The following is a 21,007-nucleotide window of genomic DNA, read 5'->3' on the forward strand; positions in this document are numbered from 1 at the left end:
CGCCCCTCCAAGGAGTCAGCAATGTCGCAGAGCGACAAGGACCGCCACGAGATCCGGCAGCTCGTCGAGAACTGGGCGCTGTGGCGCGACGCCGGGCACTGGGAGCGCTTCGCCACGGTGTGGCATCCGCGCGACGGCTGGATGAGCGCCACCTGGTTCCAGGGCAGCGCCACCGACTTCATCAAGGCCAGCCGTGAGGGCTTCGAGAACGGAGTCAGCATCCTCCACTTCCTGGGCGGCCACACCGCGGACATCAGCGGCGACCGGGCCATCGCCCAGACCAAGATGACCATCAACCAGCGCGCGAGCATCGACGACGTGGAGGTCGACGTCGTCTGCACCGGCCGCTTCTACGACTTCCTCTCCCGCCACGCCGGGCGCTGGACCCTCGCACGCCGACAGCCGATCTACGAAAAGGACCGGCTCGACCTCGTCGACCCCGCTGCCTCACTCACGCTGGACCCCGACCTCCTCAACCGGTTCCCGACCGGTTACCGACACCTGGCCTACCTGCAGACCAAGGCGGGTTTCACGGTGAAGCAAGGACTCCCCGGCCTCACCGGCCCAGCAGTCGAGCAGCTCTACTCGGAAGGCAAGCAGTGGCTGACGGAAGCCTGATGCGGTTCACCCACGAGACCCTCCCCCAACGGGTCGTGTTCGCGGCGGGCGGATCGCCTGCCGCAGTGGCTGCGGAGGTCGCGGCACTCGGCGGTACCAAGGTCATGCTGATCGCGTCGGACCGCGAGAAGGAACTGGCCGACCCGATCGACAAGGAGATCCCGGTCGTCCTGCGTCACGAGGAGGTCGTGATGCACGTACCGGTCGAGGTCGCGGAGCGAGCCCGTCGGGCCGCGGCCGACGTGGGCGCGGACGTCCTGGTCAGCGTCGGCGGCGGCTCGACCACGGGGCTGGCCAAGGCCGTGGCGCTGGCCACCGGGCTGCCGATCGTCGCGGTCCCCACCACCTACGCGGGCTCCGAGGCGACCAACGTGTGGGGCCTGACCGAGGGTGAGACCAAGACGACCGGTGTGGACGACAAGGTGCTGCCCGCCTCGGTGGTGTACGACGCCGGTCTGCTGACCACGCTGCCCGGCGGGATGACCGTGGCCAGCGGTCTGAACGCGATGGCCCACTGCGTGGACTCGATGTGGGGACCGCGCGCCGACCCGATCGACCGGGCGCTGGCGCAGGAGGGCATCCGCGCACTGGCGGCCGGCCTGCCCACGGTGGCGGTGGACTCGACGAGCGTCCAGGGCATCGAGCAGACGCTGTACGGCGCCTACCTCGCCGCCGTCGCCTTCGCCTCGGCCGGCTCCGGCATGCACCACAAGATCTGCCACGTCCTCGGCGGCATGTTCAACCTCCCCCACGCCCAGACCCACGCGGTCGTCCTGCCCTACGTACTGGCCTTCAACGCCCCGCACGCCCCGGAGGCGGAGGCGCGGATCGCCCAGGCCCTCGGCACGGACTGCGGCACCCGCACGGCGAGCGCCGGGCTCGCCGCCCTGCGCAAGGTGCTGGGTGGGCCGCGGGCACTGCGCGACTACGGCATGCCCGAGGACGGCATCGCCAAGGCGCTGGCGCCGATCATCAAAGCGATCCCGGCCAACAACCCCACTCCCGTCACCTACGCGAACCTGACCCTGCTGCTGCAGGCCGCGTGGGCAGGCGAACCGATCAGCTGAAAGAGGCCGCCATGGCTACCTACGTCAACCCCGACTCGGCCCGGACCGACGACGCCGACACGATCCACCGCGAGGTGTCGCCGGAGCAACAGACGGTCGAGCAGCGGCTGGTGGACAACGTCATCGCCTCCTTCGACGCCTGCGACGACGCACGGCTCAAGGAACTCATGGTCGGTCTGGTCAAACACCTGCACTCCTTCATCCGTGAGGTCCGGCTGACCGAGGACGAGTGGGGAAAGGCGATCGACTTCCTCACCCGGGCCGGGCACATCACCGATGACGTCCGTCAGGAGTTCATCCTGCTGTCCGACACTCTCGGCGCGAGCATGCAGACGATCAACGTCAACAACCAGGCGTACAAAGGCGCCACCGAGGCAACCGTGTTCGGACCGTTCTTCGTCGAGGACGCCCCACGGATCGAACTCGGCGAGGACATGGCCTTCGGCGCCCCCGGCGAGCCCTGCTGGGTCGAGGGCACCGTCACCGACACCGACGGCACCCCGCTCGCCGGTGCGCGGATCGAGGTCTGGGAGGCCGACGAGGACGGGCTCTACGACGTGCAGTACGACGCCGGAAAGCGCGCGGGCCGGGCGCATCTGTTCTCGGCGGCCGACGGCACCTACCGCTTCTGGGGGCTCACGCCGACGCCGTACCCCATTCCGAACGACGGGCCGGTCGGCAAGATGCTCGACGCGGTGGGCCGCTCACCGCTGCGCGCCGCCCACCTGCACTTCATGGTCTCCCACGAGCACACGCGCACGCTGGTGACCCACATCTTCCCCGAGGGTGACCCGATCGGACACAGGGACACCGTCTTCGGCGTCAAGGACTCCCTGGTCAAACGGTTCGAACGGCAGCCCGCGGGCGCCCCAGCGCCCGACGGCCGTGCCATCGAGGGCACTTGGAGCCGGGTGCGCTTCGACATCGTCCTCGCGCCCACGGGTGTGTGACCCCGAACATGTGACGGAGGGGCGGTCCGGTCGGACCGCCCCTCCGTCGTGATGGCCGCATGGTCAGTCCGGCAGCAACTCCGCGAAGTCCCGGACGGGGCGCGACCCGTCCCAGTCGACCGAAGCCCGCCAGACAGAGGTGAACATCTGCCGGGTCATCTCGTTGTCCTGGACCAGTTCGATCATCCCCGGGGCGTCTCCACCACCGTCCAGGAAGAAGACGTCGCCGCCCGGGGCCACATCGTGGAAACGCACCACCGCGCCGCTCGCCTCGTGGCGTTCGACCTCTGCCTTGACGTCCGGCACGATCTTGGCGACGTGGTGGAAGCCGTAACCGTGGCGTTCGTAGGCGTCCTTGTACATGGAAGGCTCGTCGTCGAGGGTCTGGACGAGCTCGATCATCATGTGCCCCGAGAAGGCGAGCGCGAGGGTGAACTCGGCCTTCCCTGGCTCACCGCGGTAGGTGGAACCCTCGCCGCCGATCCTCTGGTTCACGAACCAGGGACCGACGCCGAGTCGGTCGGTCCACCAGCGCATTCCGACGGCGAGGTCGGGGACCGTGTACGCGAACTGGACGACGGCGTCGGTCGGCTGGCCGAAGGGAAACTCCACGGTCGTCCTCCTAGGCCGACGGGCGGAGGAAGCTGGTGAGGCCGCCGTCCACCAGAAGGGACGCACCGGTGATGTAGCCGGCTTCGGACGAGGCCAGGAAGAGCACGGCGTCGGCGAGCTCGTCCGGTTCCCCCTCGCGGAGCATGGGGGTACTGAGCCTGATCCGCTCTCGGAAGGCGTCCGCTCCCCCGGGCGCCAGGCCCGTCGTACGGGAGGCGATATCGGTGTTCATGCCGGCCGGAACGACGATGTTGACGCGGATACCGTCGGCGACGACCTCGGCGGCGAGAATGCGCGTCAGGTGCTCCAGTGCGGCCTTGCTGGTTCCGTAGGCGGCGGTTCCGGCGCTGGCCCTTCGGCCGGCCGCCGAGCCGCAGAAGACGACGGCACCGCCGGGTGTGAGCAAGGGCCTGAGCCCCTGCATGAGGAAGAACGAGCCCTTGACGTTGGTGTCGAACACCCTGTCCCAGGTGGCTTCGTCCATGTTGTCGAGGCGCTTCATGCCGGCGTGCCCCGCGTTGATGTAGGCCGCGTCCACGTGGTCGACCTCCGCGGCGACCTCGGCGAGAGCGGCCTTGATTCCGGCCACCGAGGAGAGGTCGGCCGCGACGGTGATCGTGCCGTCACCGATGAGACCGCTCGCGACCTTCAGCTGGTCCGGGTCCCTAGCGATGATGACCACGCGCGCGCCCTCACGCGCGAAGGCCTGTGCGGCTGCCAGACCCAGTCCTCTGCTGCCGCCGGTGACGAGGCAGGTCTTGCCGAGGAAGCGCTGCCGCCGGTCCCGGACGGCGGGGTCGCGAGGCTCGGTGTCAGTCGCGTCGTTCATGGTTCTCCTTCATGGGGGTCAGGAGTGGGAGATCAGAAGTGGCGGTTCACGCGTCGATCTCGACGCCGCCGAACGGAGCTCCGCCGTTCAGCACGCGCTCCTCCGGAGGAATGGGCGCGAGACTCACGCGCACGTCGATGCAGGTCGGGCGGCGGGCGGCGAGGGCCGCCTCGATCGCGGGGCGCAGCTGGTCCAGGTCGGTGACGTCGACGCCGTCCGCGCCGAGGGCTCGCGCCGCTGCGCTGTAGGAGCCGTTCTCCAGGCGGTTGTTGGTGACGCGGTCCTGTCCGAAGATGAACTGCTGGGTGTGCAGGGTGGCTCCCCAGGCCCGGTTGTTCAGCACGATCACGACGACCGGGAGTCCCGCCCGGACGAGGGTGTCGAACTCGGCGAGGCTGTAGCCGACGGCGCCGTCGCCGGTGACGAGGATCGTCGCCTTGTCGGGGTGCGCGTACTGGGCTCCGAGCGCCACGCCGAAGTTGCTCCCCATCGCACTGAGGTAGCCGTGTCCGAGGTAGTGGGCCAGCGGCGCGAGCGCGATCGTCTCGGAGAGCCACAGCTCGGTCAGGGCGCCGTCGACGACGACGGTGGCCTGGTCGGGGACGCTCTCGGCGATCGTACGGACCGCGAGGTACGGGTGGATCGCGGCGTCCTCGTGCTGCTCGGTCTCGTCGGCGAGCGCGGAGCGCCGGGTGGCGGAGATGTGCCGCAGGGCCGTGAGCCAGTCCTCGCGCCCCGAAGGCACGCCGCTGTCGCCCAGCCTGTCGTTCAGCCGGTCGTTCAGCAGGCCGATCGTGCCGACCGGATCGGCCTGGACGCCGAGTTCGACATCCTGCAGACGGCCCAGCTCACGGCCGTCCGGGTCGACCTGGAAGATCCGCGCGCTCTTCGGGAGCAGTCGTCCGGTGCCGAACTGTGTGGCCATTCCGAAGCGCAGCCCGAGCATCAGGACCAGGTCGGGACGCTCGTCCTCGGGGACGGTGGCCAGGGTCTGGAGGAGGCCGACGTGCTGTGCGGAGCCGGCGATCGACCCGAGGCCTTCCCAGTCGGAGAAGAGGGGCACTCCGGTACGGGCGGCGAACTCGTGCAACCGGGCCCGCGCCTCGGCGGTGACGAAGGACTTGCCGACCAGCGCGACCGGGCGGCGGGCGGTGCTGAGCGCCTCGATGATGCGGTCGACGACACCGGCTGGGGATACACCGGTGCCGTCGACCTCGACGCGGTGGTCGTCGACATCGTCGACGTCCACCGACTGGCGCAGGACGTCCCAGGGAATGTCCAGGAGCACCGGGCCTTTGGGCTCCGACTGCGCGATACGGATCGCCTGGGCGACCAGACGCGGGATCAGCTCGGGTCGGGTGACGCGGTGCGCGAACTTGGTCACCGGGGCCGCCATGGCGACCTGGTCGAAACCGGCCTGCTGGTCGTTGACCTCGTCCATCTCCAGCGGGGCCGACCCCGCGATGTAGAGGACGGGGGTCCGGTCCAGGTAGGCGTTGGCCACCGAGGTCAGGACATTGGTGAAGCCACCCCCGGCGGTGACGACGGCGACGCCCAGCTGCCCGGTGACCCGCGCGTATCCCTCGGCCGCGTGGCCGGCGTTCATCTCGTGCCGTACGTCGACGACCCGCAGCTTGGCGTCCAGGGCGTCCTGGAGGATGCCGTCGATGTGCGCTCCGGGCAGACCGAAGGCCACGTCGACCCCGGCTCGCCGCAGCGTTCTGACGACGAGCCCACTACCGGTTGCGGTTGCCATGCGATGGTCCGCCTCTCTGGACGTACTCGGGGTTTCGACAAGGGGGCTGAGGCCGGGCCGCGTCTCGGGCCGCCCGTGCCGCAGTCTTCGTGGGGTCGTGGGATACGACAATGGCTGTGTTCGTTGGACGGCCAATGTCTTGATCGGCATCGCCCGGTCGTGACCCCGCCGACCGGGATGGTCGCGGAGGCGATATCAGGCTTCAGGCATCCCGAGCATCGCTTTCCGGCATCCTGAGCACGGCCTTGATCACCCGCCCGGAACGGGTCTCCGTCCACGCTTGAGCGAAGTCGCTGAACGGGAACTCCTCGATCATCCGGTCGAACGGGAACCGACCCGCCCGCCAGTACTCGACGAGTTGGGGGATCAGCACGTGAGGGTTGGCCGAGCCGCCGATGATCCCCTGGAGCCTGCGGCCGCCGGCAAGGAGAAACCCGGTGTCCGGGACCCATTCGCCCGCGGGTGCCACCACGTAGCCAAGGGTGCCTTCTACAGCGAGGCACTCCGTCGCGGTCGCGTAGACGGACGGTACGTCCGCGGTGACGTACGCGAAGTCGAAGCCCTCGGGGTCGATGTCCCGCAGCGCCTGTTCGGCTCCGGAGCCGCCCAGCACGGTGTCCGTCGCTCCCAGCTCCCGAGCGAGGTCGAGTCGGGACGGGTTGATGTCGACGGCGACGATGTGCCGGGCACCCGCGAGGCGGGCCGCCATGACGGCCGCGAGCCCCACGCCTCCGGTGCCGAACACCGCGATCGACTGTCCGGGGCGGAGCCGGAACGACTCCAGGACCGAACCCGCCCCCGTGATCACACCGCAGCCGAGCGGTGCCATCAGGTGCAGCGGGAGGTCCTTCGGCAGCAGGACCGCGCTGCGTGCGGGCGCCAGCGCGTACGTCGCGAAGGAGGACTGTCCGAAGAACATCGCCGCGATCCGGTCACCGTCCCGGGAGATCGGTGAGCTGCCGTCGAGTCGCGCGCCGCCGAAGGCAACCCGCATCGCCTCCCGGCAGTAGGTGGGCCGCGCGTCGAGACAGCGGGGACACACACCGCAGGAGTTGCCCGAGAGCACCACGTGGTCACCGGGCACGAGGCGCGTCACCCCGGCCCCGACCGCCTCCACGACGCCCGCGCCCTCGTGCCCGAGCACGATCGGGCGGGGAACGGGAACCCCACGGCCGTGGTGCGCATTGATGTCGGTGTGGCAGATGCCCGTCGCCACCATGCGCACCAGAACCTCGTCCGGCCTCGGTTCACCGAGGTCGACCTGCTCCAGCCCGGGGACGGTCCCGCTCTCGCGTGACACCGCCGCGGTGATCCTCATGAGACGGCGACCTCCGGGTCGTACTCGTAGATCCAGCCGTTCTCCCTGAGCGGGTCGGCCTGCGAGTACTGCAGGTCGCGGGCCTGCTGCTCGGGGCCGTCCGGGAGGTGGTTGATGTGTGACCTTCCGTGCGAGACCTCCTGGAGGCGGGCCGTGCGGCGCCGACGCAGTTCCTCGTAGCGGGCCAGGGCCGCGATCGGGTTGTGCGGGTCCGCGGCGAGGCACAGGGACAGGACGGCGCCGTCCTCGATCGCCTGGGCGGCGCCCTGGGCGAAGAACGGGAACATCGGGTGGGCCGCGTCGCCCAGCAGGGTGGCGTTGCCGCGGTTCCAGTGGTCGAGGGGTTCGCGGTCGAGCAGCGCCCAGCGCCCCGGCGTCTCGGCCGACTTGATCAGCTCCACCAGGCGGGGATCCCAGCCGGCGAACTCGTCGAGCAGTTCCTGGACCGTCGCGGTGGCCGTCCAGGACTCCACGCTGTCAGCGCCGGCCGGTGCGAAGGCGACGAGGTTGACGTAGTCCTCTCCGGAGACCGGGTAGTGCACGAGGTGGTGGTCGGGGCCGATCCAGAGAGTCTGGGCTCGCCGCTTGGCGAACTCGGGGGCCTTGTGGGCCGGTACGAGAGCCCGGAAGGCGCAGATGCCCGACTCCCTCGCCTGGGTCGGGCCGACGATCGCGCCGCGCACACGGGAGTGGACCCCGTCGGCGCCGATGAGGATGTCCGGGCGAACCGTCTCGCCGTCCTCGAACCGAAGAACAGCCTGGTCGCCTTCGAACTCGACCGAGACGCAACGCCGGCCGAGGTGGATCGAGCGCTCGGGGACGGCCGACCTCAGCGCCTCCAGCAGGTCGGCGCGGTGGGCGGCGTAGGTGTGCTCGCCGTACAGGCGTATGCACCCCTCCTCCAGGTTCTCCGCGGAGAGAACCGTGCCGTCCTGCCAACGCCGGAACTCCCAGCCGATCCCCATCCGGACCGCGCGCTTGACGAACCGGTCCAGGACGCCGAGACGTCGCAGCAGGCGGGCCGCGTTGGGCGCGATCACCAGGCCGGCGCCGACCTCGGTCAGGGCGGACGCCTGCTCGTATACGTCACTGTCGAACCCCTGCTCGCGCAGGAACGCCGCGGCGGCGAGGCCTCCGATGCCACCACCGAGGATCGCGATCTTGGGGCCGTTGTCAGTACTCATGGTCTTTCACTCCCGTGGACCTCGAAGCGAGGTGGTGACTGGCTGCGTGCAAGAGTCCGGCAAACTGCGCGTTGTTAGAACTCCTATATCCATCCAACGAACATGACAGGTAGAATGGCCGGACTCAGAAACGATGAAGGAGAGGCCCATGCCTCGCGCGAACGAGCCCGGCCGGACGGTCAGCTCCCGGCTGTGGGACCTGCTGTTCGCCTTCGACCCCGACCACACCGAGCTGAGCCTCGCCGACCTGGTCAGGCGCACCGGCATGCCGCACGCCACCGCGCGGCGCCTCACGCTCGAACTCGTGGAGGCCGGCGCGTTGGAGCGCACCAGCGACAACCGGTTCGCGGTCGGCCTGCGGCTGTGGCGTCTCGGCACGCTCGCACCGCGCGCCGAGACGCTCCGCAGCGCCGCCCAGCCCTTCGTGGAGGACCTGTACACGGCTCTGCGCCAGCATGTACAGCTGGCCGTCCTCCAGGGCGAGGAGGCCGTGATCATCGAACGTCTCTCGGCGGTCAACGCCGTCGGGCTCACCTCGCAGGTCGGCGGCCATCTGCCGCTGCACTGCTCGGGTGTCGGCAAGGTGCTGCTGAGCCACAGCAGTCCGGAGTTCATCGACGAGGTGCTCGCGGGCAGGCTGCGGCGCTTCACGCCCAAGACGATCGTGGACCCGGCCGAACTCCGCCGCGAACTGGCGTCCTGTCGCTCCACCGGAACGGTGGTCGTCAAGGAGGAGCTCAGCGAGGGCGCCGAGTCCGTCGCCACACGCATCGTCGACGGCCGTGGAAAGGTCGTCGCGGCACTGTCCGTCGTGGTGGCCGCCGGCTCGATCAAACTGCAGGCGGCCGTCCCCTCGCTGGTCGCGAGCGGACTGGGGCTGTCCCGGAGTCTCGGCTGGCGGCCCGGCATTCCCATTCGTACGTCGTGACCTCGCGCGCGGCGGGGAAACCGGCGCGTCATACCGCGGGTTGCCGCCGGGAGAGCTGCATGTGGCCGAGCCGCCATCCCTCGTCGGTCGCGAACCACACCCGGGTGACCACCGCCTGCACCAGGAACGGCGGCAGGTCGGGCACGCGCCGGCTGCTCATCTTCTGGAAGCACGTCACGATCGCCCGCCCCGCTCGCTCCCGGCACTCCACCTCGCTGGTCTCGGCCTCGAGGGTGGCTCCCATCGACGCGTTGTAGGCGAGGAAGCCCTCGCGGTCGTGGACGTTCCCGACCGGCCCGTGCACGATCACGCAGTCGGGAAGCATGAGCGCACGCTGCTCCTCGTCCCCTTTCGTGATCGCGACGAGCCACGCCGCCTCCGCTTGGGAAACCGTGCCCGTTCCGAGGACGTCGTCCTTGCTGTCCGGCGCTGACTGTGTGGTGGTCATGGTGCGACTCCTGTCCGAGTGGTTCGTGTTGAGCCTTGTGCGTGGTACGGCGTCGCCCGCCGCGGTGGCTCCTCCCGGGGAGGAGTCGCGGCGGTCGCCCCGGCCTGCTGCCTTCGTCAGGCACCGGCCGGTACGTCGAGCGGTCAGTCGTCGAGGGTGTGCGGATCGTCGTCGAGATGCGTCTCTCCCGAACCACCGCGCCCGCCCGCGAGGGTGAGTGCCGCGGCCACGAGAGCGGCCACGCCGCCGAGCACGTACGCGTGGGAGTAACTGTTGCTGAGGGCGTCGAACGCGACGTCCTTGAGCGGGTTGAAGGGGATGACCTGACCGTCCGGCGAAGTGACGGTCGCCGGCACGGAGTTGGCGCCGAGCGGTCCCGAGGCAACGGCATGCACCGCGGCCTCCAGCTGCGGTCTCTGGTCCGCGGGGGCGTGGGCCGGAGCGGCCTGGAAAGCCGCGTATGCCTTGCTCAGGCCGGGATCGCCGGCCACCTCGCGGGCCATCTCCTTGGCGGCCTGGCCCAGTGCGACAGCACCCGCGATCGCAGGGCCGAAGGCGAACCCGAGGTCCCGGAAGGTGCTCGTGGCGCCGCTCGCCATTCCGGCGAGGTGGTTGGGCAGTGCGTTGACGGCGACCGCGCTCATGGCGGCGAAGGCGAGTCCCGAACCGGTGCCGGCGAGGATCAGCGGCCCGACGATGGAGCCCAGCGCCCGGTCGCTCGCCGGGACTCCGGCGAACCAGAGCCCGCCGACCCCGATGAGGGTCAGGCCCGCGAAGAGCACCCAGCGGGGGTTGTAGCGCTCCAGGAGCTTCGACGTGAGAGGCAACAGCACGAGGCCGATGCCTCCGAAGAAGAGGTAGGCGATGGAGCTCTTCAGCGGGCTGAATCCCTGGACGGTGGTGAGCCGGATGCTGGTGGAGTACATGATCGCGAGGAAGCCGAACATGCCGACCAGGGTGACGACCGAGTTGACGGCGAACGCCCGGTTCTTGAAGGCGCTCAGGAGGAGGAGCGGCTGGGCGACGCGGCCCTCCACGAAGACGAACAACACGAGGAAGACACCCGCGGCGACGAACGCGATGACGATCTGAGGGCTCCCCCAGCCGCTCTCGGGACCCTGGATCACGGCGTACAGCACAGCGAACAGGCCGAGCGCGGCGGTGATCTGTCCCGGCCAGTCGAGGGACCGGCCCTCGGGCGCGGCGGAGTTCTGGGCGAGGGTCAGTGACAGCAGCGCGCTGACCGCGGCGATGACCAGGACACCGACGTAGGCCCAGCGCCAGTTCCCGGTCCCGTCCCAGCCGGTGTGGATCTTGGCGGCGACGCCTGCCAGCAGCGGTCCGAGGAAGCCGCCTATCGAGAGCGCGGCGGCCCAGACCGCCACGCCACGCGCGCGGGTGGCGGTGGTGTGCGTGCCGGCCGCCACCATGGCGAGGCTGGTCGGGAAGATGGCCGCGGCCCCGATTCCGCTGAGGAGTTGACCGATGATCAGCATCGTGACCCGGGTGTCCGTCGACGCCCCCTCCCCCGGCACCAGGACCGCGACGGTCGAGCCCACGACGATGAGCGCGGCTCCCCAGACGAGCAGGCGCTTGCGGCCGAACAGGTCACCGAACACGCCGAAGCCCAGTTCCAGCGCCGCGACGGGGATGAAGAAGGCGTCGACGATCCACGTCAGCTGCGCCGAGGACGGCGCGAGATCCTGCTGGATCAGCCCGGTGATGAGCGAGGGGACGGAAAGGGCCATCTGCGAGAGGCACACGGCGAGCACCACCGCGGCCAGCGTGCCCGGCCTCAGGGTGTATCTGCCACTCTCCCCGCTTGCCTCGGCGGGTGAATCGATCTGGACCATGGACGACTCCTTGCGCGCGGCTCGCGCTGCTGTCGGAACCGGCGTTCACCGCCGGACCTTGCTGGGGGGGGGTGCTTCTGTACGGCCATGCGGAGACACCGCTGCCGAACAGCCCCGGGGGCCAGCGCGGACCACCTCCGCGTGGCTCTGCGACCAACCCTGATTCAGGTCGCTCGGCGAGGGGACCGACCTACCGAGCAGCGACAACGTAGGAAGTGACCCCCGTCACGCTCAATGGACATGTTCATCAGACGAACAGAACACCCCTCGGCGACGATCTCTGCCTGCACCATTCGTGAGTGATCGCCTTACCGGGACCGTCCGCCGCAGGAGGCCGTGCGCCGCCCCGGTTCCTTCGAGCGCCGACAGGGAAGACGAGTCATCGCTGGAAGACTGACGGGCAAGACAGCCGTCGTGACGGGGGGCAGCACCGACATCGGGCAGGAGATCGCCCGCAGGCTCGCGTCGGAGGAAGCGGACACCACGGTCGCGGACGTCGATCCGGCCGGCGACAGACGGGAACTCGTCGAGCAATCCGGCCGACCTTTCTTCAGCGAGAAGGTCGACAGCTCGGACCAGGACGCGATCCACGCATGCGCAGCACGTGTCCGCAGCGAACTCGGCGCCACCGACATACTGGCGAACAACGCCGCCGCCGTGCTCCTGGCCGACATCGAGCACGTGCCTTTCGACCAGAGGCGTCGCACGTTCGCCGTCGACGTGGACGGCGCCTTCCTGGCCTCCGAGGCGTTCCGGCCGGACCTGGAAGCCTCCGGGTCCGGCCGGATCGTCGACATCACGTCATCGAGCCACTGGACCGCGCCCCCTCCGTTCGCCTCGTCGGAAGCGAGGAACGCCACGGCGCCCGAGACATCGGCCGGCAACGGCCGCCGCGGTCCGGACGAGGCCCGCCGCGACGCCGTTGAGGCTGCCTGCCGACGAGGGTTTCACGAAAACCATCCGGCCCGCGCGCCCGCGATCGGGACAAGGCGCCCGTTCGTCCGGCCGGATCAGACCCGTGATCAGCGCGGGCGCCCCGGCGACCGCAGGGACGGATCGACCACCGCGCACACGAGTCGCCGGTGACCTTGACCGCGCCCGTCAGTCCAGGTGATCTCCCGCCCACACGGCGATCTGTTCGAGGATCGGAAGCAGCGCCTCCCCGGAGGGTGTGAGGCCGTACTGGACGCCGGGCGGCCGCGTGTCGGTGACGTGCCGCTCGACCACCCCGGCCTCTGCCAGCTCGGCGAGTCGGTCCGACAGCACCGAATCGCTGATCGCACCGATCCTCCGGCGAAGTTCGGCAAAGCCGATCGGTCCCCTGCCCAGCATCGCGATGACCAGACCGTTCCACCGCTTGCCGAGCACGCCGAACGCCCGACCCAGCGCGGCCTCGCACCCGGATGCGTCGTGTCCCAGGTGTCCGAGGTGCTCCGTCTTCGCCATGTGACGGAGTCTACCTACTGCACTCATCCCACAAGGTGCTAGGTTTTTCCTAGCACCTAGCATTCGAAAAGCTGCTCGGTGCCGAGCGTTGCGTGCCTTTGGCGAACATCGCCATCCCGAAACCCTGGAGAGACACCATGAGCACCAAAGTCATCGCAGTTGTGGGCGCAAGCGGACACCTGGGCGGTCTCATCGCCGACGAAGTCCTCGCGCAGTCGGACGCGCAGCTACGGCTGCTCGTGCGGCCCGAGAGCCGGGCCAAGGTCGCCGGCCTGGAGAGCCGCGGCGCTCAGATCATGGAAGGAGCATTCGGAGCGGTCAGCGACGACACGCTGGCCGCGTTCACCGCCGACGCGACCACCGTGGTCTCGGCCGTGCAGGGCGGCCCCGACGTCATCGTCGACGGGCAGGCGGCGCTGCTGCGAGCGGCCCGTTCCGCGGGCGTGCGACGTCTCATTCCCTCGACCTTCACGATGGACCTGTTCAAGTTGCGGCCCGGGCGGATCGTGGCAGCCGACTGGCGTCGCCAGTTCGCGGAGTTGGCCGACGCCGAGCGCGGCGAGGTGGAAGTGGTTCACGTACTCAACGGCAGCTTCCTCGCCCGCGACGTGCTGTTCGACTTCCACCGCATCATCGACCCGGTGGAGCGGATCGCGTACGTCTGGGGCGACGGCGAACAACCGGTCGACTACACCACCTGGGAGGACACCGCCCGATACACGGCCGCGGCGGCCCTCGACGACAACTCCATCGGTCGAGTCCTTCCGGTGGCCGGCGACCGAGTCGACTTCCATGGTCTGGTCGCGGCCTACGAGAAGGCCACCGGTACGAAGCTGCGCGTAGAGCGTCTCGGATCGCTGGCGGACCTCGACGACCGCATCACCGAACTTCAGGCCGGCGGCCCCGGCAACTTCCTGGAGTTTCTCAAGCTGATGTACCTCCGGGCGAACCTGGCGGGCGAAGGCAAGCTCGATGCGCTGGCGAACGACCGTTACCCCTCGATCCGGCCGACCACCGTCGAGCAGTACCTCACCGTCTGAGACGTTCGGCTGTCGCGGACCGGACACCGCCGCGAAGCCTGACCTCCTCCTCCCCCCCCACGCAGAGGAAAGATCATGAACAAGGTCTGGTTCATCACGGGCACTTCGAAGGGGTTCGGGCGCGAGTTCGCACGCGCCGCGCTGGAACGCGGTGATCGGGTCGCGGCCACCGCTCGCGACACCGCCGCGGTGGGCGACCTGGCCGACCGGTTCGGCGACGCCCTGCTGCCCATACGTGTCGATGTCACCGACCGCACCCAGGTGTTCGAGGCGGTCGCCGCCGCCAAGGAACGGTTCGGCCGGATCGACGTGGTGGTCAACAACGCCGGATACGGCCTGTACGGCGCCGTGGAGGAACTCAGCGTTAAGGAGTTGCGCGACCAACTGGAAACCAACCTGTTCGGCGTGCTCCATGTCACGCAGGCGGTCCTGCCGATCCTGCGCGAGCAGGGTAGCGGCCACATCTTCCAGATCTCGTCGGTCGCTGGGATGGTCGCCGCAGGCGGCATGGGCGCCTACAGCACCTCCAAGTGGGCGTTGGAAGCCCTCAGCGAAGCACTCGCCCAGGAGGTAGCGCCGTTCGGGATCAAGGTCACCCTGATCGAGCCCGGCGCTTTTGCCACCAATATTCACAATGCGCCGGTCTCCGTTGCGCGCCCACTGGCTGCCTACGAACCCCTGCGTGCGTCGCTGGCCGACATGGTGGGCACGCTCGTCCGATCGGCCGCCGGACCCGAGGGTGCCGCTGCCGTACTCCTCCAACTCTCCGATATGGAGAAGCCCCCGCTGCGCGTGCTCTTCGGCGAGGCGCCCACCCAGCTGGTTCCCGCCGCATACCAGAGGCGTCTGGAGACTTGGGCCGAATGGGAGCACCTGTCCAAGGCCGCTGACGGAAACTAGGGAGCGTATTGCGTCGTGATCAATCTGCGAGGTCTGCCTGCGCCGCAGCGTCTGCACCGGTAGACCTCTGCGGGTGACGCGAGTGCAACTGACGGATGCGGATTGGGAGTTCATCGGGCCGTACCTGCCGATCGGCGAGTACGGCCCGTACCGCGAGCGGCTGCGACAGCAATTCGAGGGCGTGACGCCGGAGCCTTCGAGGCCCTACTGGACGGCCTGATCGCGGAAGCCGCGAAGCGGGGTGAGGTGGACATGCCTCTGGTCGGCATCGACTCCACCACCGCCCAGGCCCACCACGACGTTTGCCGGGATGCCCATGGACGAAGACGTCCTCACCGCTCCGGAGAAATCCGCCGTCCAGGCGAAGAAGGCCAGGTCAAGAGTGGTGACTGTGACGAGCGAGCCGTGGAGGAGACCGAAGACGACACCGAGAGGGAAGAGCGGCGGCGCATCCGGCAGTCGGCGCAAGCTCCGGCTGAAGGCCGCCCTGCTCGGGCGTTCCACGGGCGGGTAAACCAGCAAGATCCGCGTCGCTGGCAACCGGAAGTGCTGCTCGCCGGCGTGTTGGTTGGGCGAACCAGCCATCAGCTAGCCGCCGCAGGGTGCCAGGAAACACAACCTAGAAGCTCGCTCTAGAGTCTAGAATGGAGCGGACCGGCCCCATCAGCAGTTGTGTCGACGAGAAGAGTGCTAAGCGGATGACTTCCGACGTCAGCCACGCCGAGGATCCAGCCGTCGGACCACGAGGTCGACGAGGCCGTTCGACCCGCTGGCCCCGGTCGGCGACGACACAGCGTGCGGTGCTGGACGCGGCGCGGACACTGTTCTCCGAGCGCGGCTACGAGAACACCAGCATCAACGACATCGTCCAGACGTCGGGCGTGAGCGTCGGCAGTATCTACCACCAGTTCGGCGGCAAACTCGAGGTGTTCATCGCTCTGGCGAACGAGCTGTCGAGCATCCACGCCGCCGCCTCGGCCCGCGCCGCGAAACGGGCCGCCGACGCCGAATCGGCCAGCCCCGCCACCATCTATCTCGCGGGGGCCCATGCCTACCTCATGAGTACATGGAAAGAACGCAGCATCACCCGCATCATGATCGGCGATGACGGGCCGGCCGGATTCTCTCCCATGCGGCGAGAGGCGCTGGAGCGCTTCAAGCACGGCACGGAAGGCCTCACCATCGGCACGCCGCCGCTGCCGGACTCGACAGCGTTCGCGGTGACCGGGCTGCTCCACGCGGCGGCCCTGCAGATCGTGCAGGTCGAGAACCGCCGGACCGCCAAGCGGGTCGCGGACTACTTCATCGATCTGCTCATGTGCCTGTTCGACCCGGCCTCAGCTCTGGAGGAGCAGCCCACCAAGCAGAGCTGGCACTGACGCACAGGTCATCGGCCTACTCCACCGGCCGGGCCAGCGGGCGCAGTGCACCCAACTGGCCCGCCAGCAAGCGGAGTTCAGACCCACGCCGTCCGATCCCAAGGGGTACGTCCGGTCACTGGAAGTCACACCCGGGGTTGGGCGCGTCCACCGTGAGCGGGGCGCCGACCGGATCGACGTACAGCGCGTCGAGGACGACAGGGGCACTGCCCAGGTTGCGGCCGATGTGAATGTGGTCCGGTCCGGCCGGTTCGGTGATGGTGTCGCCCGAGGAGTACACGCCGTCGGTCGAGCAGTCCGCGTCCGAGTGGGTCAGCGTGCCCTCCAGTACGATCCCGTGCACCGTCCCGGGGTGGTAGTGCCATCCGGTCGTGCCGCCGGGGCTGATCGTGATCCGCTTCAGTGTGTACGTCGTGCCGTCAACCGTCCGCTCGTAGAGGGTGGTTGACGAGACTCCCGAACTCGGCGTGGCATGGGCCACTCCCGGTACCAGGACGAGGGGCAGGGCGGACATGCCTATGAGGGCTGCCCGGCGGGTCGTGCGCATATGTGCTGCGGTCCTTTCGTAGCGTGCGGAGTCGAGTGGGTCAGCGGACTGGGTGGCCTGCCCGGTACACCGCGCGGACATTGGTGACGGCGGCGATGTCGTCGAGGGGTGAGCCGCCGAGCACCAGGAGGTCGGCATCGGTGCGGGGACGCAGCACGCCCTTGCTCCCCGGCCCGGCCCACCGCTTCGGCCGCCTCGGAGGTCGCGGCCCGGAGCACACCGCGGGCGGGCATTCCCAGCTCGGCGAGGTGTGTCAGCGCGTGCGGATAGATGCCGTGCGGTTTCCCAAGGCCGACGCCGGCGTCGGTCCCGGGAACGCCCCGGGCGCCCGAAGCGATGATCTTGCTCATGACCTCGATGATGGCGGCGAAGCGAGCGGCAAGGGCCGGAGCGGGCACCGGCAGCCCGGGCAGCATCCCCACCGTCAGGCTGACGAACGTCCCTCGCCGTACGACCTCGTCCAGCACCTCCTGGCGCAGTTCGACACCTTCGGGAGTGAATAACGAGAAGTGCTCGACGGTGTCGAAGCCCGCCTCGACCACGTCCGTGACCGCCTGGACGGCATGCGCGTGGGCGGCCGCGCGGAGCCCGTACCGGTGCGCCTCGTCGGCGATGAGCCGCAGGTCGGACCGGTCATACTGCTGATGCAGCGAGTTGGAACCGGGGGTCACGTTGCCACCGCTGGCCATCACCTTCACCAGCTCGCAGCCGCGCTCGGCGCGTTCTCGTACGGCGGCCCGGAGCGCATCGGGGCCCTCGGCCTCGCCGCCGAGAAAGTGGCAGTGCCCGCCCCGGGTGGTGATCGGCGGGCCCGCGGCGACGATCTCGGGGCGTTCCGTGGGCGACATCTGCTCGTGCAGCGCGAGGGAGAGATAGTCGCGGTCTCCGACGTCCCGGACGTTGGTGACGCCGTCCCGAAGTGTGGTCGCCGCCGCAGCATGCGCGGTCTTCAGTACGGTCTCGCGGTCGTCGGACGGCACATGGGCCACAGCGTCCTCGGTGCCGTCCCAGCACAGATGCACATGCGCGTCGATCAGTCCGGGAAGCAGCCAGCCGTCCGGCCCGAAGTCCGTCACGGCTGCGTGCTCCGGCGGCGCCGCTCCCGTGAAGTCGACGTCACGGATGACACCGTCTTCGACGAGGACCATGCCCGGTCCCCTGACGTCGACGCCGTCGAAGACGTGTCCTGCACGTAGCGCCTGCAACTCGCTGCGCGTCACTTGTATCTCCATGCGAAGGAAAGAGTGGGGGGATGGCGGTCGGTGCCCGCCGTACCGGAGGAGATCCATTGCACGTGCACACCGTGTCCGCAGACCCAACTATCGCCGCTGACCAGCACTTTGGGGAACGAGAGATCATCTATGGCGGGTATAGACCGGCCCGATACCGCCCTGGCCGCTCGGGCTGTGCCTCCCCGCCACGTTCGCGGCGACGAGTCGGCTTATCGATGGTCATCTCGACCGTGGTTCGGTTGGCGGCAGTGGCGACTCCCACAACTCATCCGGTGCCAGCCGCTCAACTGTTTAGCCCTCACAGGGATATCGATCTTGTCTATGCACACCATCGGCGATCTCTTGTTCCGCAAGGGCAGCTTCAAGAGCGAGACTTGACCATGAAAGCCCCCCACGCAACGAGGACACGAGTCCTCATATCGCGGGACCTTCGTGTCATCACAAGGAGCCTACAGACATGAATTTGAGTAAGCGCCGGTCCACCAGCACATCGAATACGCGGCGCAGCCGAAGGATGCGGACAGCGGGTACCGCATTCGCCCTCACCGCTGTCGCCACCGTGGGCGGTATCGCTGTGGCCGCCCCTGCCAGCGCCGCTGTCCTCGGGCAGGTGCCCGCCACGGCCTACGGATTCCCCAATAACATCGAGGACGCGACCAAGGACCTGGCATTGGCCGTGTGCAAAGCCAATTACCCGGGGACCAAGTCGGTCCAGTACCTTGACGGCAGCATCCTGACCGACAGCTCGGGCAATGTATACGCCCTGGCGCACTACAACTGCATTGGCTGATCTGACGCGTACTCGGGCCGGCTAAACAAATCTGCCGACCGACGGCTGTGCCGAGCCGGTGGCGGGAAGGCCTGCAACAGGTCGTGCGACAGCGGGATTCTCCGCCCGTAGCCGTACCCGAGGTTGTAGGGCTGTCAGGGCTTCCCGTCGACCGCGGCGCCAGAGGCGACGGCGTCCCGGTCGACGACGACCTCGATCGTTCGGAGGTTGGGTGCTGGACGTGGCGCCTGCAACTCTCCAACTCGCTGCTCATCACTTGTATCCCCATGTGAAGGAAAGAGTGGGGGGATGGCTGTCGGCGCCCGCCGTACCCAAGGATGGCAGTGTGTGCCGAGCTCGGGCTAAGCGCTCCGCGCCATGCCGGCGGCGATGAGTCGGCCGGCCTCGGCCGCGGTCCGCCGGAACCAGATGTGCGCGGGGTCGCGCGCGTGCGCGGGGTGCCACCACAGGGACTCGACCAACGTCCCCGTGTGGGAGGGCCAGTCCACGACAGCCGTCCCGCTGTCGGCGGGAAACAGGCGGGCGGCTCGTTCGGGGACCACGCCCACCCGGTCGGTGCCCGCGACGAGGTACGGCATCGTGAGGAAGCTCTCGGTGGTCATCTCGACCCGTGGTTCGGTGCCGTGCGCGAACAATTGACGCAAAGCCGGGAACCCCGTCGCCAGGAAGGGATACGGCACCACCCAGGGGCGGGCGGCGAGTTCCTCGGGGGCGGGCGGCGTCGGCGTGACGGTGTCGACGGAGACGACACACACCCAGCGGTCTTCGTACAGGTCGATGGCCGGGACGTTCGTCAGCGCTCCCTGCGGCAGCAGCATCCCGTCGACGATGCGCAGATGTTCCTGGGCGTTCCTGACGAGGTGCGAGGTGGCGTGCTGTAACCGCAGCCGCACCTCCGGTGCCGCGTCGCGCACCAGAGCGGCGAGGGTGCGCCCGAAGGTCGCCAGCTGAATGTCGGTCACCACCACGCTGAACTCCCGCCGGGCGCAGGCGGGATCGAAGGCCGACCGGGCCTGGAAGACCCGGTCGGCCGAGCCGAGCGCCTGTACGGCGTGCTCAGCCAGGCTCTCTCCCAGCGGGGTGAGCTCGTAGGCGTTCCCCATCCGGGTGAGCAGTTCGTCGCCGAAGTGCCGGCGCAGCCGGGCCAGCGCCGCGCTCACGGTCGGCTGACTCAGACCGAGCCGCCGCGCGGCCCGGCTCACGCTCCGCTCCTGCAGCAGCGCCTCCAACGGCACCAGCAGGTTCAGGTCCAGCCCCATGACGCCAGGTCTCCACCGAGCTTTTCAGCGGCGTGTGCTGCCGCCGTCCGCGACGACGATCTGCCCCGTGATGAACGCGGCGTCGTCGGAGGCGAGGAACGCCACGACGCCCGAGACGTCGTCCGGCATCTGCACCCGCTTGATGTTCTGCCCCTGCACAGCCTGCTCGAAGAAGGCCTCGCTGGTGTTCTCCAGGGCCGCGGCGGTCCGGACGAGACCCGCCGCGACGCCGTTGACGGTGATGTCGTGAGCGGCGAGGTTGGCGGCCAGGACGGAGGTGAGGCCGTTCAGCGCGCCCTTGGCGGAGACGTAGGAGACGAAGGGCGGCGGCGCGGTCCAGTAGCTCGACGAGGTGATGTTGATGATCCGTCCCGACCCGGACTTCTTCAGGTCCGGAAGGAAAGCCCTGGAGGCCAGGAAGGGACCGTCCACGTTGACGGCGAAGGTGCGTCGCCAGTCGTCGTAGGTCACATGGTCGAGGTCGGCCAGCAGAACCACGGCCGCGTTGTTCACCAGGATGTCGGCGGAGCCGAGTTCGCTGCGGACCCTCCCGGCGAACCCGTTGATCGCCTCCTCGTCCGAGACGTCGACCTTGTCGCTGAAGAACCGACGGCCTGTCCGCGTGACCAGTTCCCGCGTCTCGTCCGCCGGATCGACGTCCGCGACCGCGATGTCCGCTCCCTCTGCCGCGAGCCTCCGGGCGATCTCCTGCCCGATGCCGGTACTGCCTCCGGTCACAACGGCGGTCCTGCCCGCCAGTCGTCCAGCCATGGCTCATGTCTCCTTGGTCGGCGTTCGCACACAGCCAGAGCGGGCACTGCCCCATGAAGCACCCGGTGCCGCAAGGCCGT

The 21,007-nt window shown here is 69.1% G+C and carries 22 protein-coding genes; 10 read left to right on the top strand and 12 right to left on the bottom strand.

Annotated elements, in window-relative coordinates; translation table 11 throughout:
* Positions 1–21 precede the first annotated feature (21 nt).
* The 3 genes from AB0D34_RS12745 to AB0D34_RS12755 are packed head-to-tail and all read left to right on the top strand — an operon-like array spanning position 22 to position 2,635.
* A complete protein-coding gene (locus AB0D34_RS12745) occupies positions 22–618 on the top strand; it encodes a nuclear transport factor 2 family protein (RefSeq protein ID WP_362660662.1) in 597 nt (198 codons plus the stop codon).
* Positions 618–1,685, top strand: coding sequence for a maleylacetate reductase (locus AB0D34_RS12750; protein ID WP_362661015.1), 1,068 nt, complete (start codon positions 618–620; stop codon positions 1,683–1,685). The genes AB0D34_RS12745 and AB0D34_RS12750 overlap by 1 nt, the downstream gene beginning before the upstream one ends.
* A gap of 11 nt (positions 1,686–1,696) precedes the next feature.
* Positions 1,697–2,635 carry a dioxygenase gene (locus AB0D34_RS12755; RefSeq protein WP_362660665.1) on the top strand — a complete coding sequence of 313 codons (939 nt, stop codon included), beginning with the start codon at positions 1,697–1,699 and terminating at the stop codon, positions 2,633–2,635.
* Positions 2,636–2,698: 63 nt separating this feature from the next.
* Here AB0D34_RS12755 and AB0D34_RS12760 read toward each other — a convergent pair whose 3' ends face one another.
* From AB0D34_RS12760 to AB0D34_RS12780, 5 genes are all read right to left on the bottom strand, one after another.
* On the bottom strand, positions 2,699–3,247 hold the full coding sequence (locus AB0D34_RS12760) for a VOC family protein (protein WP_362660668.1): 549 nt from the start codon (positions 3,245–3,247) through the stop codon (positions 2,699–2,701).
* Positions 3,248–3,257: 10 nt separating this feature from the next.
* Positions 3,258–4,076 carry an SDR family oxidoreductase gene (locus AB0D34_RS12765; RefSeq protein ID WP_362660671.1) on the bottom strand — a complete coding sequence of 273 codons (819 nt, stop codon included), beginning with the start codon at positions 4,074–4,076 and terminating at the stop codon, positions 3,258–3,260.
* Positions 4,077–4,122: 46 nt separating this feature from the next.
* Complete coding sequence (locus AB0D34_RS12770; protein ID WP_362660674.1) at positions 4,123–5,832, bottom strand: thiamine pyrophosphate-binding protein; 1,710 nt, start codon at positions 5,830–5,832, stop codon at positions 4,123–4,125.
* A gap of 202 nt (positions 5,833–6,034) precedes the next feature.
* Positions 6,035–7,150 (bottom strand): NAD(P)-dependent alcohol dehydrogenase, encoded by a 1,116-nt coding sequence (locus tag AB0D34_RS12775; protein WP_362660677.1) that lies wholly within the window; start codon positions 7,148–7,150, stop codon positions 6,035–6,037.
* The gene (locus AB0D34_RS12780) at positions 7,147–8,334 is read right to left on the bottom strand and encodes an FAD-dependent monooxygenase (RefSeq protein ID WP_362660680.1); all 1,188 of its coding nucleotides are present in this window, start codon (positions 8,332–8,334) and stop codon (positions 7,147–7,149) included. The genes AB0D34_RS12775 and AB0D34_RS12780 overlap by 4 nt, the downstream gene beginning before the upstream one ends.
* A 148-nt stretch (positions 8,335–8,482) precedes the next feature.
* Here AB0D34_RS12780 and AB0D34_RS12785 point away from each other — a divergent pair, with 148 nt between their 5' ends.
* Complete coding sequence (locus AB0D34_RS12785; RefSeq protein ID WP_362660682.1) at positions 8,483–9,262, top strand: IclR family transcriptional regulator; 780 nt, start codon at positions 8,483–8,485, stop codon at positions 9,260–9,262.
* 28 nt (positions 9,263–9,290) lie between these two features.
* Here the strand turns inward: AB0D34_RS12785 and AB0D34_RS12790 are convergent, their stop codons facing one another.
* Positions 9,291–9,710 carry a nuclear transport factor 2 family protein gene (locus tag AB0D34_RS12790; protein WP_362660685.1) on the bottom strand — a complete coding sequence of 140 codons (420 nt, stop codon included), beginning with the start codon at positions 9,708–9,710 and terminating at the stop codon, positions 9,291–9,293.
* A 143-nt stretch (positions 9,711–9,853) separates the two neighbouring features.
* Positions 9,854–11,563, bottom strand: coding sequence for an MFS transporter (locus AB0D34_RS12795; protein ID WP_362660688.1), 1,710 nt, complete (start codon positions 11,561–11,563; stop codon positions 9,854–9,856).
* 414 nt (positions 11,564–11,977) lie between these two features.
* Here AB0D34_RS12795 and AB0D34_RS12800 point away from each other — a divergent pair, with 414 nt between their 5' ends.
* Complete coding sequence (locus tag AB0D34_RS12800; RefSeq protein WP_362660690.1) at positions 11,978–12,649, top strand: SDR family NAD(P)-dependent oxidoreductase; 672 nt, start codon at positions 11,978–11,980, stop codon at positions 12,647–12,649.
* A gap of 15 nt (positions 12,650–12,664) precedes the next feature.
* Here AB0D34_RS12800 and AB0D34_RS12805 read toward each other — a convergent pair whose 3' ends face one another.
* Positions 12,665–13,009, bottom strand: coding sequence for a helix-turn-helix domain-containing protein (locus tag AB0D34_RS12805; protein WP_362660693.1), 345 nt, complete (start codon positions 13,007–13,009; stop codon positions 12,665–12,667).
* Between the two features lie 137 nt (positions 13,010–13,146).
* Between AB0D34_RS12805 and AB0D34_RS12810 the strand changes: the two genes are divergently transcribed.
* From AB0D34_RS12810 to AB0D34_RS12825, 4 genes are all read left to right on the top strand, one after another.
* On the top strand, positions 13,147–14,049 hold the full coding sequence (locus AB0D34_RS12810; RefSeq protein ID WP_362660696.1) for an NmrA family NAD(P)-binding protein: 903 nt from the start codon (positions 13,147–13,149) through the stop codon (positions 14,047–14,049).
* Positions 14,050–14,124: 75 nt separating this feature from the next.
* Complete coding sequence (locus tag AB0D34_RS12815) at positions 14,125–14,949, top strand: SDR family NAD(P)-dependent oxidoreductase (protein ID WP_362660699.1); 825 nt, start codon at positions 14,125–14,127, stop codon at positions 14,947–14,949.
* A 73-nt stretch (positions 14,950–15,022) separates the two neighbouring features.
* Entirely contained in the window at positions 15,023–15,169 is a 147-nt protein-coding gene (locus tag AB0D34_RS12820) for a hypothetical protein (RefSeq protein ID WP_362660702.1), read from the top strand.
* A gap of 580 nt (positions 15,170–15,749) precedes the next feature.
* Entirely contained in the window at positions 15,750–16,328 is a 579-nt protein-coding gene (locus tag AB0D34_RS12825) for a helix-turn-helix domain-containing protein (protein WP_362660705.1), read from the top strand.
* Between the two features lie 115 nt (positions 16,329–16,443).
* On the opposite strand, the gene AB0D34_RS12830 is transcribed toward AB0D34_RS12825, so the two are convergent.
* Together AB0D34_RS12830 and AB0D34_RS12835 are read right to left on the bottom strand one after the other, a co-directional pair.
* Entirely contained in the window at positions 16,444–16,875 is a 432-nt protein-coding gene (locus tag AB0D34_RS12830) for a cupin domain-containing protein (protein ID WP_362660708.1), read from the bottom strand.
* Positions 16,845–18,095 carry an amidohydrolase family protein gene (locus AB0D34_RS12835; RefSeq protein ID WP_362660711.1) on the bottom strand — a complete coding sequence of 417 codons (1,251 nt, stop codon included), beginning with the start codon at positions 18,093–18,095 and terminating at the stop codon, positions 16,845–16,847. Before AB0D34_RS12835 ends, AB0D34_RS12830 begins: the two co-directional genes overlap by 31 nt.
* 469 nt (positions 18,096–18,564) lie before the next feature.
* Here AB0D34_RS12835 and AB0D34_RS12840 point away from each other — a divergent pair, with 469 nt between their 5' ends.
* Complete coding sequence (locus AB0D34_RS12840; RefSeq protein ID WP_362660714.1) at positions 18,565–18,897, top strand: hypothetical protein; 333 nt, start codon at positions 18,565–18,567, stop codon at positions 18,895–18,897.
* A gap of 341 nt (positions 18,898–19,238) precedes the next feature.
* On the opposite strand, the gene AB0D34_RS12845 is transcribed toward AB0D34_RS12840, so the two are convergent.
* Positions 19,239–20,156, bottom strand: a complete 918-nt coding sequence (locus AB0D34_RS12845) for a LysR family transcriptional regulator (RefSeq protein WP_362660716.1) — start codon at positions 20,154–20,156, stop codon at positions 19,239–19,241.
* Between the two features lie 24 nt (positions 20,157–20,180).
* Entirely contained in the window at positions 20,181–20,927 is a 747-nt protein-coding gene (locus tag AB0D34_RS12850; RefSeq protein WP_362660719.1) for an SDR family oxidoreductase, read from the bottom strand.
* Positions 20,928–21,007: the final 80 nt, after the last annotated feature.

Source organism: Streptomyces sp. NPDC048420, from assembly GCF_040651535.1.
Taxonomy (GTDB): Bacteria; Actinomycetota; Actinomycetes; order Streptomycetales; family Streptomycetaceae; genus Streptomyces.